This window comes from Halorubrum aidingense JCM 13560 (assembly GCF_000336995.1).
GTDB classification, from domain to species: domain Archaea; phylum Halobacteriota; class Halobacteria; order Halobacteriales; family Haloferacaceae; genus Halorubrum; species Halorubrum aidingense.
Map to the genome: position 1 here is coordinate 379,014 of NZ_AOJI01000022.1, position 16,744 is coordinate 395,757.

17 protein-coding genes and 1 pseudogene are annotated in these 16,744 nt (G+C 70.2%); 14 read left to right on the forward strand and 4 right to left on the reverse strand.

All coding sequences use genetic code 11. The features are described 5' to 3' along the window. The first annotated feature begins 51 nt into the window (after positions 1–51). The 11 genes and pseudogenes from hisI (at position 52) to C461_RS08760 (ending at position 8,184) form a co-directional block, all read left to right on the forward strand. A complete protein-coding gene (gene hisI / locus C461_RS08710) occupies positions 52–471 on the forward strand; it encodes a phosphoribosyl-AMP cyclohydrolase (protein ID WP_008000437.1) in 420 nt (139 codons plus the stop codon). After that, positions 472–1,647 (forward strand): DUF7118 family protein, encoded by a 1,176-nt coding sequence (locus tag C461_RS08715; RefSeq protein ID WP_008000439.1) that lies wholly within the window; start codon positions 472–474, stop codon positions 1,645–1,647. Between the two features lie 55 nt (positions 1,648–1,702). Beyond that, positions 1,703–2,101, forward strand: a complete 399-nt coding sequence (locus C461_RS08720) for a hypothetical protein (protein ID WP_008000440.1) — start codon at positions 1,703–1,705, stop codon at positions 2,099–2,101. 97 nt (positions 2,102–2,198) lie between these two features. Beyond that, the gene (locus C461_RS08725; RefSeq protein WP_008000441.1) at positions 2,199–2,684 is read left to right on the forward strand and encodes a hypothetical protein; all 486 of its coding nucleotides are present in this window, start codon (positions 2,199–2,201) and stop codon (positions 2,682–2,684) included. A 61-nt stretch (positions 2,685–2,745) separates the two neighbouring features. Next, positions 2,746–3,084 carry a hypothetical protein gene (locus C461_RS08730; RefSeq protein ID WP_008000442.1) on the forward strand — a complete coding sequence of 113 codons (339 nt, stop codon included), beginning with the start codon at positions 2,746–2,748 and terminating at the stop codon, positions 3,082–3,084. Positions 3,085–3,136: 52 nt separating this feature from the next. Next, the gene (mch, locus tag C461_RS08735) at positions 3,137–4,075 is read left to right on the forward strand and encodes a methenyltetrahydromethanopterin cyclohydrolase (RefSeq protein WP_008000443.1); all 939 of its coding nucleotides are present in this window, start codon (positions 3,137–3,139) and stop codon (positions 4,073–4,075) included. An 18-nt stretch (positions 4,076–4,093) separates the two neighbouring features. Continuing rightward, a pseudogene (locus tag C461_RS15520) lies at positions 4,094–4,600 on the forward strand (hypothetical protein); the annotation flags it as partial. Beyond that, complete coding sequence (locus C461_RS15950; RefSeq protein WP_049906478.1) at positions 4,598–4,936, forward strand: nuclear transport factor 2 family protein; 339 nt, start codon at positions 4,598–4,600, stop codon at positions 4,934–4,936. The pseudogene C461_RS15520 and the gene C461_RS15950, both read left to right, overlap by 3 nt. Before the next feature lie 88 nt (positions 4,937–5,024). Continuing rightward, entirely contained in the window at positions 5,025–5,867 is an 843-nt protein-coding gene (locus C461_RS08750; protein ID WP_008000445.1) for a translation initiation factor eIF-2B, read from the forward strand. Between the two features lie 244 nt (positions 5,868–6,111). Then, entirely contained in the window at positions 6,112–7,089 is a 978-nt protein-coding gene (locus C461_RS08755) for a DUF7260 family protein (RefSeq protein WP_008000446.1), read from the forward strand. Positions 7,090–7,179: 90 nt separating this feature from the next. After that, positions 7,180–8,184: a TIGR03571 family LLM class oxidoreductase gene (locus C461_RS08760; RefSeq protein WP_080506270.1), complete on the forward strand. Its 1,005-nt coding sequence runs from the start codon at positions 7,180–7,182 to the stop codon at positions 8,182–8,184. 364 nt (positions 8,185–8,548) lie between these two features. On the opposite strand, the gene C461_RS08765 is transcribed toward C461_RS08760, so the two are convergent. The 3 genes from C461_RS08765 to fmdA form a co-directional block, all read right to left on the reverse strand. Further along, the gene (locus C461_RS08765) at positions 8,549–9,622 is read right to left on the reverse strand and encodes an aldo/keto reductase (RefSeq protein WP_008000449.1); all 1,074 of its coding nucleotides are present in this window, start codon (positions 9,620–9,622) and stop codon (positions 8,549–8,551) included. A 142-nt stretch (positions 9,623–9,764) separates the two neighbouring features. Beyond that, positions 9,765–11,408: a TCP-1/cpn60 chaperonin family protein gene (locus tag C461_RS08770; protein ID WP_008000450.1), complete on the reverse strand. Its 1,644-nt coding sequence runs from the start codon at positions 11,406–11,408 to the stop codon at positions 9,765–9,767. Further along, the gene (gene fmdA / locus C461_RS08775; protein WP_008000452.1) at positions 11,405–12,676 is read right to left on the reverse strand and encodes a formamidase; all 1,272 of its coding nucleotides are present in this window, start codon (positions 12,674–12,676) and stop codon (positions 11,405–11,407) included. Before fmdA ends, C461_RS08770 begins: the two co-directional genes overlap by 4 nt. A 172-nt stretch (positions 12,677–12,848) precedes the next feature. On the opposite strand from fmdA, the gene C461_RS08780 reads away from it, so the two are divergent. The 3 genes from C461_RS08780 to C461_RS08790 all read left to right on the forward strand — a co-directional run bounded on the left by C461_RS08780 (position 12,849) and on the right by C461_RS08790 (position 15,313). Then, the gene (locus C461_RS08780) at positions 12,849–13,751 is read left to right on the forward strand and encodes an acyltransferase (protein WP_008000454.1); all 903 of its coding nucleotides are present in this window, start codon (positions 12,849–12,851) and stop codon (positions 13,749–13,751) included. 478 nt (positions 13,752–14,229) lie between these two features. Next, positions 14,230–14,823, forward strand: coding sequence for a DJ-1/PfpI family protein (locus C461_RS08785; protein WP_008000456.1), 594 nt, complete (start codon positions 14,230–14,232; stop codon positions 14,821–14,823). A 79-nt stretch (positions 14,824–14,902) separates the two neighbouring features. Next, positions 14,903–15,313, forward strand: coding sequence for a DoxX family protein (locus C461_RS08790; RefSeq protein WP_008000458.1), 411 nt, complete (start codon positions 14,903–14,905; stop codon positions 15,311–15,313). A gap of 24 nt (positions 15,314–15,337) precedes the next feature. On the opposite strand, the gene hisS is transcribed toward C461_RS08790, so the two are convergent. Continuing rightward, the gene (hisS, locus tag C461_RS08795) at positions 15,338–16,660 is read right to left on the reverse strand and encodes a histidine--tRNA ligase (RefSeq protein ID WP_008000459.1); all 1,323 of its coding nucleotides are present in this window, start codon (positions 16,658–16,660) and stop codon (positions 15,338–15,340) included. Positions 16,661–16,744 lie beyond the last annotated feature (84 nt).

The following is a 16,744-nucleotide window of genomic DNA, read 5'->3' on the forward strand; positions in this document are numbered from 1 at the left end:
GAGACGGGGACAGACACAAGGCCTATTCGACCCCCGCGCGTCCGCCGAAACATGAGCGAGCGCGACGCGGAGACGGGGGAGAACGACCGGGCCGACGAGGCGACCGTGCCTGACGCGATCGAGGTCGATTTCGGCGACGACGGGCTCGTGCCCGCGATCGCCCAGGACGCCGATTCGGGCGAGGTGCTGATGCTCGCGTACGTCTCCCCGGAGGCGTTGGAACGGACCCGCGAGACGGGCGAGGCGCACTACTACTCGCGGTCACGCGACGAACTGTGGCACAAGGGCGGCTCCTCCGGGCACACGCAGGACGTCCGCGAGATCCGCGTCGACTGCGACGCCGACACCCTGCTGTACCTCGTCGACCAGTGCGTCGGCGCGTGCCACACCGGCCACCGGTCGTGTTTCCATCGGACGGTCGACGGCGAGCACGTCGGCGAGCGCGTCTTCGACCCGGACGAGGTGTACTGAATGGGTCGCGCGGCGGGCGATTCCGACGCGACCGACGCGGCCGACGCGACGGACCCGATCGCCGAGGCCGGGGAGGCGGCCGCGGCGCTCCGCGAGCGGTACGACGACCTCCGCCGGATCGAAGGGCGGATCGCCGACCTCGGTCCCGAGCGGGTCGACGCCGCGGTCGACGCGTACCGGCAGGCTCACCGGGTGCTCGACCAGTACGAGGAGGACGCGGTCGGCACCGGCGACTTCGGCTCGTACGTCCAGTTCGAGGGGGAGTTCGCGCACGCGGTCGACGTGGGCGACGACGCGCTGGCGGCCGACGCGTTCGCCGCCGCCGACGAAGCGGTGGACAAACGGCGGCTCTCGGAGCGCGACTTCGACGCGGCCCGCGAGGCGCTCGAACCCGCCGGGGAGTACCTCGAACTGCTGACCGAGCGCGACGAGGCCGTGGACGACTACCGTGCCGCGCGCAAGGCCGCCGTCGACGCCCGGAAGGCGCTCGAGGGGCGGCTCGACGAGCTTCGCGAGGTCGCGGCGATGGCCGACGCCGACCTCGACGCCGACGTCGATCGCCTCCGCGATCCGATCGCGGAGTACAACGCGGCGGTCCGCGAGGCGTTCGAGGCGTTTTATAAGTCCGCGTCGGCCCGCGACGTCTTCGCCTTCCTCGACCGCGCGGACGGGACGCCGTTCGTCGACGTGGACGTGCCGCCGACGGACCTGACCGAGTACGTCGCCCAGTACGCCGCCGGCGAGGAGCCGCTGCCGACGCTGCTCGAGTACGCCGACTACTCGAACTCCAAGCTGGAGCACTACGTCGACGACCCCGGGGCGCTCCGGACCGCGGTCGCGGTTCACCGGACCTACATCGAGCGGCTCGACGCCGAGCCGCTGACGCTCGACTGGCCTCCCGAGGAGGGCGACGCGCTGGCGTACGCGGTCGACGAGCTGGTCCCGCTGGTCTCGCGGGTCGCGGACGACGAGACGGTGGCGACGCTGCGCTCGATCCGCGAACTCGCCCGAGACGACGAGTTCGAGCGGCTCCGCCGCGCGGCGGTGGTGAGCGACGCGCTCGACGGGCCGGAACTCGCGCTCATCGAGCGCGGCGTCGTCGACGACCGCGTGCGCGAGGCGGAACGGACCCTGTCGATCGTCGAGGACGTGCTGACCGAGACCGAACGGGAGTAGCAGAGACCGAACGGGAGTGGCGGATTTTTAAGAGCCGCCGGCGCCGACGTGCGGTATGACCCGATTCGACGCCGCGACCGAGGCGGAGCGGCTGCAGCTGTTCGCGGACGCGGCGGCCGCCCACCGGAGCCGGTCGAGCGACGTGATGACCGTCGACGTCGACCCCGAGAGCGACGTCACCGACGGCGGCGAGGTGCCGCCCTGGATCCAGCTCGCTGGCACGGAACTCGTCCTCGACTGCACCGACGACGAGCTGGAGCGACTGAAAGACCTGCTCGGGGAGTTCCCCGAGTTCCGGATCGACGACCTCGTCAGCCCGGAGGACGCCGAGGGGACGAACGTGGTCGTCACCGCGCGCTCCGACGCCAACCGCGTGGCCGGGTTCATCGAGCGCGCGTTCCGCGAGGTGTACGACCTCGACGAGACGTACCGGGCGTGGGTCACCGCGATCTGACCGGCCGACCGGACACCGTCGCCACGGCTACCGTCGCCACTGCCGCCACCGCGGCCACCGGCGACGGGTGTTTAGCGGGGCGACTCGTACCTCGGGTATGAGCTACCCGGTCACCTACTACTGTCCGCACTGCGGAACGCTCGTCGAACTCGATCGCGACGGCTACCTCGCGGACAAGTCGGTGACGCCGTATCCGCTCGAAGGCTGGCGGTACGTCGCCCCCACGGAGCCGTTCGAGGACGGCGACGAGCGGGGCGACGGCGCGGACGGCGCGGACGGCGCGGACGGTGCGGGCAGCGCGGACAGCGTCGACGGCGTCCGATTCGTGTGCGGCGAGAGCGACGGCGTCGTCTGGGACCCCCACGACGGGGTGCGCGGCACCGACATCGGCGGCGACGAGCCGGACCGTGAGCCCGACGCCGACGGCGTCGGCTGCGGCGAGCCGTTCTACCTGTCCTTCGTCCGCTACGAGGCGGGCCGCGAGGTCGAACCCCGCGCCGAGACGGAGCTGGTGGAGATCGATCCGGACCCCCGCCAGCGCGCGCCTCGCGGTCCGAGGGGACCGGACGGCGGCTTCTGGTGACCGGTGATCGGTTCCTCGAGTCGCCCGTAGCATTATCCCGGCGTGGGCCGACACGTGACGTATGCCGGACACCAAATCGGGACGCGACAAGCAGGCGCGCGACGCGGAGCGCCGCCGGATCCAGCGCGACATCTCCGAGGCCCGAGCGCGCGGCGACGAGCCGGAGCCGGAAGACGACACGCCGCCGGAGTGTTACCGTCGCGGCTGTACCGAGCCCGCCGCGTTCTCGGTCACCGAACGCTATCAGGAGGACACGGGCAAAGGCGCCGTGGAGGCGACCGCGCTGCTCTGTGTCGAGCATACGGTCGCGGAGGGGCCCGCCAACTTGGACCACGCGTACGACGAGTACGTCTTCCGCATCGATCCGATCGAGGGCGTCGACGTCGAAATAGAGGCGTAACCGGCGACGGCGACAGACAAGCCCCTTAATGGGCGAGCGAGAAGGGTCGGATATGGAAAGCATCAATCGGACTGCGATCGAGCTCGTCGACGAGGCGCTCGACTTCGCCGGCGAACTCGACGTCGTCGGCTACGAGCTGGACAACGGCGCCACCGTCGTCGACTTCGGCGTCGACGCGAACGGCGGCGTGGAGGCCGGTCTCCTCCTCGCCGAGATCCAGACCGCCGGGCTCGCGAACCTCCGCACCCGCATGGGCGAGGTCGCGGGCGCCCCGCGCCAGTACGTCGAGCTGTCGACCGATCACCCCGCCGTCGCGCTGCTCTGCTCGCAGAAGGCCGGCTGGGAGCTCGCCTTCGAGGACGGGTTCGAGGGGCTCGGCTCGGGCCCGGCCCGCGCGCTCGTCGGCCGAGAGACCGAGTTCGAACGCGTCGGCTACTACGACTCCTCGGAGTTCGCGACGCTGACTATCGAGTCGACGACGCTTCCCACCGAGGAGGTCGCGGAACACATCGCCGACCTCGCCGAGGTCGACGCCGAGGGCGTCTTCCTTCCGACGTACGCGACCGGCTCGACCGCCGGATCGGTCGCGACCGCGGCGCGCGCCGCCGAACTCGCCGTCTTCCGCCTGCTGGAACTCGGCTACGAACCCACCGACGTGCTCCACGCGTCCGGCGCCGCCCCGATGGCGCCCGTCACCCGCGACGAGAACCTCGCGATGGGCCGGACGAACGACGCCCTGGCCTACGGCGGCGAGGTCCACCTGCAGGTCGCCCGCGACGACGACCGCTTCGACCAGATCGTCTCGACGGCCCGCGAGGAGTACGGCACGCCGTTCGTCGAGGTGTTCGAGGACGCCGACTGGGACTTCTACGAGGTGTCCGAGAGCGTCTTCGCGCCCGCGACGGTCACCGTCGATGTCGTCGACGGCCCCGTCTACACCGTCGGCGAAACGGACGAGGAGCTGCTCGCGGAGTCGTTCGACTACCGCTGATCGGAGGTCGCTCGCCCGATGCGACTCAAACCGGTTCCCGAACCGCCGACCGCCCTCGCCGACCTCCGCGAGTACCAACGAGCGGTGCCGCTCGTCCCGGAGCGCACCGACGACTGCTGTGCCCGGCTCCGCGACCGACGGGACCTCCCGAACCGTCAGGTCGCGAACGACTGGCTCGCGTTCCTTCGGGCGCTCGGGCTGGTCCGGGAAACCTCGCGGGGGTTCGTCCGGACCGACGCGGAACCGACCCCCGACCTAGTCCGGACGGGCCTCCGTGGGCGGGTCCTCCTCGTCCCGGAGGCGCTCGACGCGCTGCGGGCGGCCACGCCCGCCGACCCGGTCACGCCGGACGGGCTGTTCGAACGGACCCGGGAGTCCGTCCCCCGACACGACCGCGCCCGGGACCCGGACTGGGAGGAGTCGTGGCGCGAGCGCGCGAACCGGCTCCTGCGGTGGCTCGCGCTCGTCGACCTCGCCGAGCCGGTCGGCAGCGAAGCGGACGGCTACGTCGCCGGCGACGCGCTGGCGGCCGACCCCGAATCGCTCGCTCGCGCCTACTACGACGCCCTCGACGCGGGGGAGTACGATCGGCTCGCGGACCTCCTCGATCCGGCGTTCGTCCAGCACCGGCCCGATCGGACGTTCGAGGGCCGCGACCGGTTCGTGACGTTCATGCGCGACGAGCGGCCGCTGACGGACACGACGCACGCCGTCGACGCGGTGTTCCCCGAGGGGCCGGGCGTGGCGGTCTGCGGCCGGCTGCTCGACGCGGCCGGCGACGAGCTGTTCGCGTTCGTGGACGTCTTCACGGTCGCGGACGGGCGGGTGACGGGACTGGAGACGTACGCACAATCCGGGTGACGGGACTGGAGACGTGCGCCGATCCGGGTCCCGGATCGGCGGCGGGAGGCCCGGAACCCCTTTTAATTGGGACGACGACCCTTCGAGTATGATCGACGAGACCGTCGCCGAGATCCGGGCGATGCGGACCCACAGCACGTCGGCGGTGGCCGTGAAGGCGACGCAGGCGCTGGCGGAACTGCTCGATCGAGAGTACGTCACGGTCGACGAGTTCGAGCGCGACCTCGAACACAACGCGGGCGTGCTGCGGCGCTCGAATCCCTCCCACGCCGCGCTCCACAACGCGATGCGCGACGTCGAGCGCTCTATCGTCGGCGAGACGACGACCGTCGAGGGCGCCAAACAGCGCTTGGAGGACGTGATCGCCCGAGTCATCGACGACATCGAGACGGCCAAGGGCGAAGCCGCCGCCCACGCCGCGGAACGCATCGAGGACGGCGACACCCTGCTCGTCCACGACTACTCGACGACCGTGCTCGAGACCATCGAGAACGCCGTGCACGACGGCGCCCACTTGACCGTCTACGTCACCGAGGCGCGTCCGCGCACCCTCGGGCGGAAGACCGCTCGCGTGCTCGCCGGCATGTCCCGCGTCGACGTGCGGATGGTCGTCGACAGCGCGATGGGGTACGCGCTCCGCGCCTGCGACCGCGTCCTCCTCGGTATCACCTGTATCACCGGCGGGACGTACTACAACCGGATCGGCACGTTCCCGCTCGTCGTCACCGCCCGCGAACTCGGCGTTCCCGTCATCGCCGTCGGCTCCGGCGCGAAAACCATCGAGGAGTTCCGCTTCGAGAACGAGTTCCGCGACGCCGTCGAGGTGATGCGCGAGCCGGTCGAGGGCGTCACGATCGAGAACCCGAGCTACGACGCGACCCCCATCGGAATGATCGACACCGTGATCACCGACGAGGGCGTCGTCGAGTAGCCGGCTCCCGCCCGATCACGCCTCGGCAGTTTCCCACCTCGCCGCTCGCGATTCTCTCCTCGCCGCTCGCGATTCTCTTCTTGTCGACGGTGATTCTCTCCTCGCCGACAGTAGCACCGCTCATCCCGGTCCGCCGGCAGCGCGAGTGTTGCCGGCGGTTCGTCGCGACGCGATCCGCGGTTCGTTACGCCCGAGAGCGGATCGGACGAAAACGCTTTGTGTACGCACCGTGTTAACGCGTACAATGAGTGCCAATCCGGGCTCGACGGCCGCCTTTCGGATCCCGACTGGGGATCCGAGGACGGTCGAGTGCGCGAGCCTCTCGTGTGAGCTCGGGGAGGTCGCGACCGAACCCGGAGCGATCACCGCCGCCGTCTTCGCCGGCATCGTCGCCCTCGTCGCGTTCGCGTACCTTCGCGACGCCAAGACCGCCGCCCGACGCGAGCGACGGCGCGTTCTCGACGAGGGAGACGCGTTCACCGAATTCGCCGACCGAATCGCCGACCTCGACCCGGCCCCGACGGAGCCGCCGACGTCGAGCGACGGCGGCACGGTCGCCCGAATACACCGAGTCGATCGAGTCGCCGGCTCGGGGAGCCGCCCGGGCGGCGGCGGGGACGTGCGACTGCGGCGCGTGCTCGCCGCGTACCGCGACACCGTCATGTCGTTACCACATTACCGGGCGGAGTACGACGAGACCATCCCCGAGAGCCTCGCGGCGGAGTTGGGCCCCGACACCGCGACCGCGCTGGCGTCGAACGGAACCCTCTCGACCGGCGCCCAGTCCGCGCTCGTCAGTCGGAGCCGACAGGCTGCGACGGCGCGGTCCTCGCTGGCAGACGCGATCGGAGCGGAGATAGACGCGCTCACCCAGGTCGAAACCGATCTGACCTGCGTGGACCGCCGCCGGCGCCGGCTCCTCGAACACCTCGACGGCATCGCCGGCGACCGGACCGACGCCGCGATCGACGTCTGGGAGCGGTTCGACGGGCTCGAAGACGAGTGTGAGGAGATCGCCGCCACGCGACAGCGCGCCCTCGACGACCCGCCGATGACGCCCGACATCGCCGCGACCCCGAACGCGGACCGGGCGTTCTACGGCTACCTGTACGCGCCCACCGACGGACCGCGGTACCCCGTGTTGGCGCAGGTCTCAGAGCTCGCAGACCGGATCCGGTCCGACGGCGACCGCGTCGCGAGCCTGATCGCGAGCGGTCGGTAGCGGGCGTCGCCGGACCGGACCCGCTCGGGCCCGAAGCGGTCCGTCGTCGAAACCACAGAGCCGATGTGGCTCGGGCGCGAATCACGTCCGATGAGTGACCCGGAGGACGCGAACGACGAAGACCGTGCGGGCGGCGAGGACCGTGAGGTCGACGCGTCCGGTGCGAGCGACGGCGGGCGCGCTCCTCACGCGAACGCGGGGTTCCAGCGCCTGTTCGGCGACGACGACCTCACCTTCGGGCTGGGCTTCCCGCTGACCGGGGAGCGCCGGTCGACTCCGGACCCCACCGAGGAGGTCCGACTCGCGGAACGAGCCGAAGCGCTCGGGTTCGACGGGCTCTGGGCGAGGGACGTTCCGACGTACTGGCCCCGGTTCGGGGACGCCGGCGGCGCGTTCGACCCGTGGGCGCTGCTGTCGCACGTCGCCGCTCGCACGGAGGCGATCGCGCTCGGCACGTCGAGCGTCGTTCTCCCGCTGCGCCACCCGATCCACCTCGCGAAATCGGCGGCGACGGTCGACCGGCTCTCAGGCGGGCGACTCGTTCTCGGGGTCGCCTCCGGCGACCGCGACCCGGAGTTCGACGCGTTCGGCGTCGACCGCGACGACCGCGGGCGGGCGGTCCGCGAGCGCGTCGCCGCGATGCGGGCCTGTTGGCGCGAGGAGTTCCCCGAGATCGAAGGGGCGTGGGGCACGCTCGACGGCGACCTCGACGTGCTTCCCAAGCCGACGACGGAGACGCTACCCGTGTTGCCGACGGGCAACGCGCGACAGTCGACCGAGTGGATCGCCGACCACGGCGACGGGTGGCTGTTCTACCACCTGCCGGACGAGACCCTTCAGAGTTACCTCGCTGAGTGGCGGGAGCTGGCGGGCGAGAAACCGTTCGCCATCGCCGTCGGCGTCGAGTTCGCCGACGACCCGACCGCGGACCCGGAACACCGTCACCTCGGCTACCGCGCCGGCGTCGAGTGGTTCCGCGAGTACTTCCGGCGGCTCGACGAATACGGCCTCGATCACGTTGTCGTCGGCCTGCGCGGTGACGACCCCGAAGCGGCGATGGAGACGTTCGCGGCGGAGATCCTCGACGAGTCGTGAGACGAGGCGGCGGCGGCGACCGCTCGCGTCACGCCCGAATCGGCGCGACCGAATCCGTCGGGGACGGACCATCGCGGGCACTTTATACCCCGCAGCGAGTATCTTCGAACGTGGTGGCAGTGACGACGTGTTACCCCCACTGAGCCCCTTGTGATGAGGGTTTTCCACCGAGCCACCACGTTTCCACGAAGCGCCTCTTGACCGGCGAGCCGCGGCGCTCGCAGTCGGAGCGTGCGAGCGAACGCGCTCGAAGCAAGCGGGCGAGCACGTTCGAGAAGCGAACGGCTCGAGGGTAGCGATCTCGCGTCAAAAATCGGGCAGTCGTCCGGTGTTCGGTTCGGTCGGCGTTCGGCTCGACCGACGTTCAGTACGAGGCGGCGCGCTTGTCGAGACCCGCGGCCTCGATGTCCTCGCCGTCGACTGAGGTCCGGAGCACGTCCATCCCGTCGTCGCGGTCGATGTCGAAGTTGCGCGCGTACAGCTCCTCCAGCCGGTCGTACTCGGCGTCGGAAATGGGGGGCACGTCGCTCGCGGCGCTCCACGCGGCGATGTCGTCGGCGTCGCGGAAGGTTGGGGTCACGGACGCGACCTCGTCGTGCGCGAGCAGCCAGCGGATCGCTGCCTGCGCCATCGTCCGGGTCCCGTCGGCGTGGTCCGGGGTTTCGAGGAAGCGGATCGCCTCGACCTTCTCCCAGCCGGTCTCGTACCACTCTTTGGGGCGGTGCGAGCGGTGGTCGCCGTCTTCGAGGACGGTGTCGGGGGTCACCTGCTCGTTGAGCAGGCCGGACGAGTGCGGGACGCGCGCGATGACGGAGGTGTCGGCGTCCGCCTCGCGGATCGCGTCGACGAAGTGGCGGCCCGGCTCCTGTTCGAACAGGTTGAACACGGTCTGGACCGCGTCGAACTCCTCGTACTCGATGGCGGCCTCGCCCTCGGCGAGCCAGCCGATCGACGGACCGAGCGCCCAGCCGAGCGCGCGGACGCGCCCGTCGGCCTTCCACTCGCGCAGGAGATCGCGGACCTCGGGCGTGACGTCGTCGACGTTCGCGTTGTGCAACTGGAGCAGGTCGACGTAGTCGGTGTCGAGTCGGTCGAGCGAGCGCTCGAAGGCGGTCTCGAGGTACTCGCGGTCGAGCTCTTTCGGAAGCTCGCCGTGTCCGGCCTGCGGGTTGTTGTAGAAGTCGTAGCCGATCTTGGTCGCGAGCGTCACCTCGTCGCGCCGGCCGTCGATCGCGCGGCCGATTATCTCCTCGCTGTCGCCGTGGCCGTACACGTCGCCGGTGTCCAGGTACGTGACACCCGCGTCGAGCGCCGTTTCGACCATCTCGACCGCCTGTTCGTCCGAGCGGTCGCCCCACCAGTCGGTGCCGACGACCCACGCGCCGAAGCCGATCTCAGAGACCTCGACGCCGGAGTTCCCGAGTTCGCGGTGCTGCATACCTCGCTTTGGGGATCGGACCACTTAGCGGGTGCGGTCTCCCCCACGCCGCGGGACTGCGACCGGATGTTTATAAGCTCACCCCGAGCGTGACCCGCCGCGCGACCGGCGACGGAGCCGGAGGCGAGGTGGTGAAGACCGCCTAATGGCTCAGCGCCCACGGGTAGCCGCCGTGGTCGTGTCCGTCGCCGTGATCGTGTCCGCGGTGGTCTGCCTCGGGCGATCCGCTCGCCGTCGCTTCCAGCGTCTCGTCGATGCGCAACACGAGACTCGCGGTCCGCACGGCGGTCTCGAGACAGCGCGCGGGAACCGCGACCGGCTCGAGGACCCCCGCGTCGAACGCGTCTCGGACCGCGCCGGACCGGTCGATCCCCGCCGACGATTCCCCGCCGTGATGGCGGGCGCGGAGGGCGGCCAGCGCGTCGATGGGGTCGAGACCCGCGTTCTCGGCGAGGGTCCGCGGGATCACGGTCACGGCGTCCGCGAACGCGTCGAGCGCGAGCGCCGATCGGTCGTCGATGCTCGCCGCTCGATCCGACACCGCGCGGGAGACGGCCATCATGGGGGCGCCGGCGCCCGGAACCACGCCGCCGCCGCCCGCGGCGTGGCGCGCGACGGCGAGACAGTCCGCCACGATCCGCTTCGTCTCCGCGGCGACGTGCGGCGTCCCGCCCCGCAAGAGGAGCGACTCGTGTGACTCCCCCGGGAGCTCCGTGAACGTGATCGCGGTGCCGCCGCCGACGGAGCGACGGCGAACCGCCCCGACCGAGCCGAGCGCGCTCCGGTCGAGCTCGGAGACCGCCGTCACCGGGGTCGCGTCCGCGGCGCGGGCGAGCGCGTCGAACTCGTCCCGCCGAGTGCGCTCCACGGGGAGCACGCCGGCGCGGGCGAGTTCGGTCCGCAACTCGTCGTCGACGGACTGCTGACAGACGAGCACGTCGACGTCGCGGTCCGTGACCGAGCGGATCGCCGCCCGTCTGGCCGCCCGCTCGTGATCGCGGACCGCCGCGAGGTCGTCGACGTCTCGAACCGCCACCGATCCGGCGGCACCGTCCACCGGGAGCGTCACGTCGCCGTCGACGAGCGCGACCGTCGGTTCGACGAGCGCTCGGCCGCCGTCGGGTCCAGATGCGCTGACCCCGAGCCCGTCGGTCCCGAAGCCGTCGACGGTCGTCGACGACTCGTCGACGTCGACGAGGATCCCTTCGACCCGCTCGGAGTCCGCGAGCGCGCCGCCGGGGTACGCGTGAAGCGTGAGCCGCGCCGCGTCGAACCCGACCGATCGCAGGGCGCCGACGCTCAGATCGGCGAACCGCTCGGTCGCGGCCGCGTCCCAGCGTCCGGTGACCGCCGTCGCCGCCGCCGCTCGCACTCGGGGGTCGTCCGGTTCGACGGGCACGCTGAGTTCGCGGAGCGCGTCGCGGGCGTAGCCGGCCGCGCGAACGTACCCGTCCACGATCGACGTCGGGTGGAGCCCGTCGGCGACGAGCCCCTCGGCCGCGTCGAGGAGTTCGCCGACGAGCAGCGCCGTCGTGGTGGTCCCGTCGCCGACGTGACGCGCGTGGGCCTGAACGGCGTCTCGCACCACGCGGCCGACGGGGGCGTCGATCTCCATGGCGTCGAGCACGGTCGCGCCGGTGTTCGTCACGACGACGGTTCCGCCCCGGTCGATCACCATCGTGTCCAGCCCGTTCGGGCCGAGCGTGCTTCGGAGGGTGGCCGCGATCGCCCGCGCCGGGGCCGCCGAACCCGTTCGGAATCGGGTCCGGTGGGTCGAGTCGATCACCCGAGGGGGTCGTCGGTGACGACGAGGTCGCCGCGGTCGGCCCGGTTGTCCAGGTTCCCCGGAGAGATGTCGAACTCGAAGACGCCCTTCGGCACCGCCAGCGTCGAGCACGCGTTCGGGACGTCGACGACGCCGCTTTGGCGCCCCTCGGCGGGGACGGTGCCGAGGATGTGGAGGGCCTGCTGGCCCGTGTATCCGAACTTCTTGAGGTAGTCGATCGCCTGCAGACACGCCCGGCGGTAGGCGGTGTGCGAGTCGATGTAGCGCTGCTCGCCGTCCTCGGTCACGGAGTAGCCGCAGAACGTGATGTAGTCCTCGAAGTTGGGGCCGCGGTGGCCGGGCTCGAAGATCGGGTGATCGACGCCGTGTTCCTCCATGCCGTTTTTGATCACGTCGAACTCCACGTCGGCGTAGCCCGCCATCTCGATCGCGCCACAGAAGGTGATCTCGCCGTCGCCCTGCGAGGCGTGGAAATCACCGAGCGCGAACTTCGCTCCCTCGACGTAGACGGGGAAGTACACCGTCGATCCGATAGAGAGGTCCTTGATGTCGTGGTTGCCGCCGTGTTCGCGCGGCGGAACGGTTCTGGCGGCCTCTTTCGCCGCCTCCTCGGCCGTCTCGGGGTCCATCTCACCCATCTGCGCGCCCTCCGTGGTCGGCGGGTTCGCGACCCCCGGCTCCGCCTCGCCGGTCGGGTGGTTCGGGATCGAACTCGGATCCTCAGCGTGCTTGTCGATCAGCTCCTGTTCGCGCTCGTTCCACTCCTCTAACAGCTCTTGGCTCGGCGCGCAGCCCGCGAGCCCGGGGTGGATTTTCCCCTCGTAGCGGACGTGGGGGACGTGCCGCGAGGAGACGGTGTAGCCGTCGAGGTCCCAGATGGACTTCGCGGCGTCCGGGAAGTGGTCGGTCAGGAAGCCCCCGCCGTTCTGTTGTGAGAAGGTCCCGGTGAACCCGAACTCCGAACGGTCGTTCAGTGGCCCCATGTCGTGGAACTCGACTTTCAACAGGTCGCCGGGCTCCGCGCCCTCGACGTGGACGGGACCGGCGAGGTAGTGAACCTGCGTGAGGTCGACGTCCCGGACCTCGTTGGGGTCGTCGTTGTCGGAAATCTGTCCGCCCGTCCAGTCTAACGCTTCCAGTCGGATCGTCTCACCGATCGACGCCTCCACGGCCGCCGGGATGTCCGGGTGCCACCGATTGAACGGTTTGGCCGTCGGCTGTTCGTCCGGGGGACTGTCGACGTCGACCTCGAATTTGACTTCTGGCATGTGGTATCACGCACCAATACAGCGAACCGGACCAAAAGTGTTGCTGCAACAATAAGTTCTCTGAGATAACAGGAATGTCACCGAGAAACAGGAGTGCCGCCGAGGGGGTGTTCCCGGTGCGTGAGCGTCGCACAACCGAATCCCTTTGAGGGATGGCGACGAACGTGCGACGATGACAAAGCGACACGTGTCCCTGCCCGACGCCGCGGAGGCCGGGGTCCGAGGGTTCATCGACGAGGTGGACGAACGGCTCTCCTCGGACGAGGACACCTGTGACGTCGTACGGGACACCCTGATCGACCTCTACGGCGACCGCGACCGCTGGGAGGCGTGGCAGGACGGCGAGTCGGTGCCGAAGGCCGAACGCGTCCGCTTGCAGGGGTACGACCCGTGTAACGCGACGCTGGAGTCGGAGTACTACGCCGAGAAGGACGAGGAGAAGTTCCAGCGGTCCAAACACCTCCAGTGGCTCTGGCGACAGTTCGACGCGACGCCGATGGCCGACAACGTCGAGTTCGCGCTCCGCTTCCGTCAGATGCTCGGCACGCACCTGTTCGCCGAGTGCGGCGACAACTGCCGATTTTTCAAGGGTATCTCCGTCACATACGGCCACAACATCGAGATCGGCGACAACGTCGTTATCCACGACGACGTGCACCTCGACGACCGCGGGAAGCTGACGATCGGCGACCGCGCGTCGATCTCGGACGGCGTCCACCTCTACAGCCACGACCACGACCTCGTCGACCAGACCGAGGTCCGCAACTTCCACACGGTCGTCGGCGACGACGCCCGCGTCACCTACGACGCGATGGTGCGGGCCGGCTGTCGCGTGGGCGAGAACAGCGTGGTCGGCGCGCGCTCGGTGGTGCAGGGCGACGTGCCCGACCACCACGTCGTCGTCGGCGCGCCCGCCCGCAGCGTCCGCGTGAAGCCGGGGTGGGAGGAAGTGGCCGCAGAGCTGGAGGACGGCCGGCTCGTCGACCGACAGGACGAACGCGAGATCGAGTACGAACTGCCCGCCGATCTCGATCGGTTCGACGAGTTCCAGCGGGACCTCACGCCGCCGAACTGACCGCTGCGACCGCAGTCGGTTATTTATAAATCGGTACGTTGGGAGTAGCCCTCCCGATCCCGTGTGACACTACCCGACAGCACCTGACACCGCACCGCTCCACACTGCACCGCTCCACACTGCACCGCTCCACACTGCACCGCTCCACACTGCACCGCTCCGCACCGCACGGTCTCGCACCGCTCCGCACCGCACGGTCTCGCACCGCTCCGCACCGCACGGCCTCACGCCGCTCCGCACCTCACACCTCCCCAGCCTCGGCGGACGGGTCGACGCGGACGGTGCCGCGCCGACCCGTCCGCGTCCCTCGCGGGCTCCTCGCGGCCTATCGGCCGCTCGGAGGCGCGCCACCGCAGTCGTCGTTTATAAAGACCGACGCGGGTCGCCCCTCGGGTGTCTCCGAATCGGTTGCGGCGAGGTAGCACTCGCCAGTATCGTTATTTGCCAGTAGCGCGTACTCCAACGTGGTGTTGTAAATATGACAGGAAAACAGATCCTGATGATCGTCGGCGACTTCGGGGAGGACTACGAGATCATGGTCCCGTACCAGGCGCTGCAGGCGGTCGGCCACGAGGTCCACGCCGTCTGCCCCGAAAAGGGGGCGGAGGACACGGTCAAGACGGCGGTTCACGACTTCCGCGGCGACCAGACGTACCTCGAGACTCGCGGGCACGACTTCGCGCTCACGCACGGGTTCGACGACGTCGACCCCGCCGACTACGACGCGCTGGTCGTTCCGGGCGGCCGCGCGCCCGAGTACCTCCGCGGCTACGACGAGGTGCTCGACGCGGTGCGTCACTTCTTCGATGCCGACAAGCCGGTCGCGTCGATCTGCCACGGTCCGCAGATCCTCGCGGCGGCGGGCGTCCTCGACGGCTACGAGATGACGGCGTACCCCGCCGTTCGGCCCGAAGTCGAAGCGGCCGGCTGCTCGTGGGTCGACGGGGTCACCACGGACGGGAACCTCGTTACCGGGCAGGCGTGGCCCGACCACCCCGAGTGGATCGCGCAGTTCCTCGACCTGCTCGGGACCGAGATCGAACACGGCGCGCCCGCCGCGACCGCGGACTGATCCGGTCTCCGCGTACGCGTTTTATACGTCGGCTCCGTCTGCACGGCTCTTTATGAGGCATGCTACCGTTGATCGACTCATGACTGACGACGACGGCGAGACGACGGAACAGGCGACGGACACGCGCGGTGCGCCTTCGCGGCTCGGCCGCGTCCTCCTCGGCGTCGGCCTCGCCGCGCAGGCCTCCGAGGACTTCCGCGACATGGAGGACACGATCGAGTACGCCGACTCCGCGGGGGTGCCCGCGCCCGATCTCGCGGCCCCGTTCGCGTCCGGCATGATGGTCGCCGCGGGGGCCGGGATCGCGCTGTGGCGGGCCCCGCGGCTCGCCACCGGCGCGGCCGTCGCCTTCCTGACGGTGGTGACGGCGACGATGCACGACTTCTGGAACGCCGAGGAAGACGACAAGAGCGGCGAGCGACTCGCCTTCTTCGGGAACCTCGCGATGCTGGGCGGGGCGCTCGTGTTCCTGCGGGAGGCCTTTAAATAGAACTCGGGCCGAACCCCGCGTCAGCTATTCGTAGTCCTCGTAGGTCGGCAGGCCGTCCTCGGGCGGGAACTCCTCCACCGGAACGGTCGTCTCGTCGCCGCTCGCCATGTCCTTCACCGTGTACTCGCCGTTCTCCAAGTCGCGCTCGCCGACGACGACGACGGTCTCGGCGTTGATCGAGTCGGCGTACCCGAGCTGGGCGCCGAACGAGCGGTCCGAGACGTCGCTCTCGACGACGACGTCGTCGCCGAGCCCGCGGAGTTCGCGGGCGACCGCGGCCGCCTCGCTGCGCGTGTCGCCCACGCTGAGCACGTAGTAGTCCGTGGTCAGCTCCTCGTCGGGCCAGACGCCGGCCCGCTGGCACAGCAGCTTGAGCGTCGCGTGACCGGGCGCGACGCCGACGGCGGGGGTGGGCTGGCCGCCGAAGCTCTCGATAAGGTCGTCGTAGCGCCCGCCGCCGAAGACGGACCGGGACACCTCGCCGGTGGAGTCGAAGCACTCGAAGACGACGCCGGTGTAGTAGTCGAGTCCGCGGGCGGTCGTCAGCGACACCTCGCAGAACTCGCCCGCGTCAAAGTCGTCGGCGGCGGCGAGCACGTTCCGGAGGTTCTCGACGGCGTCCTCGACGTCGTCGCCGCCCGCGTCGGCGATCGCCTCGAGATCGTCGACCGTCTCGACGCCGGTGATCAGGTCGTCGAACTCGCGGGCCGTCGCGCGGTCGAGCCCGGCGTCAGAGAGCAGTCCGAGGTACTCGCCGTCGTCGATCTTCGCGCGCTTGTCGACCGCGCGGATCGCGGCCGCGGTGTCGACCGCGTCGGGGTCGGCCGCGAGCGCCCGGACCAGCCCGCCGAGGATGTCGCGGTGCGAGACGCGGAACTCGAAGTCGTCGCCGGTGAGCCCGAGATCCGTGAGGGCGTCGGCGGCGACCGCGAGCACCTCGGCGTCGGCCTCGGGGGCAGACGAGCCGAACACGTCGATGTTCGTCTGGTAGAACTCGCGGAAGCGGCCCTGCTGGACCTGTTCGTAGCGCCAGAACGGGCGGGTCGACATCCACTTGATCGGCTTCGACAGCTCCTGGCCCTTCGCGACGACCATCCGCGCGACGGTCGGGGTGAGCTCCGGCGTCAGCGACACGCCGCGACCGCCCTTGTCCTCGAAGGCGTACAGCTCCTCGACGATCTCCTCACCGGACTTGTCGACGTACATCTCCGTCCGTTCGAGCGCGGGCGTGGCGATCTCGCGGAAGCCGTACCGGCTCGCCGCGCCCTCGATCGCGTCCGTCACCTCGCGGCGGGCCGACTGCTCGCCGGGGTAGAAATCGCGGAATCCCTTGAGTCCGTCGTACATGGACCCGAGTTCGGCGAGCGCCCGCTTGAAAGCATCCTTTCGGGGCGGAGTTCGCGGTCACCGAGACACAGACGGTTGGGTGGC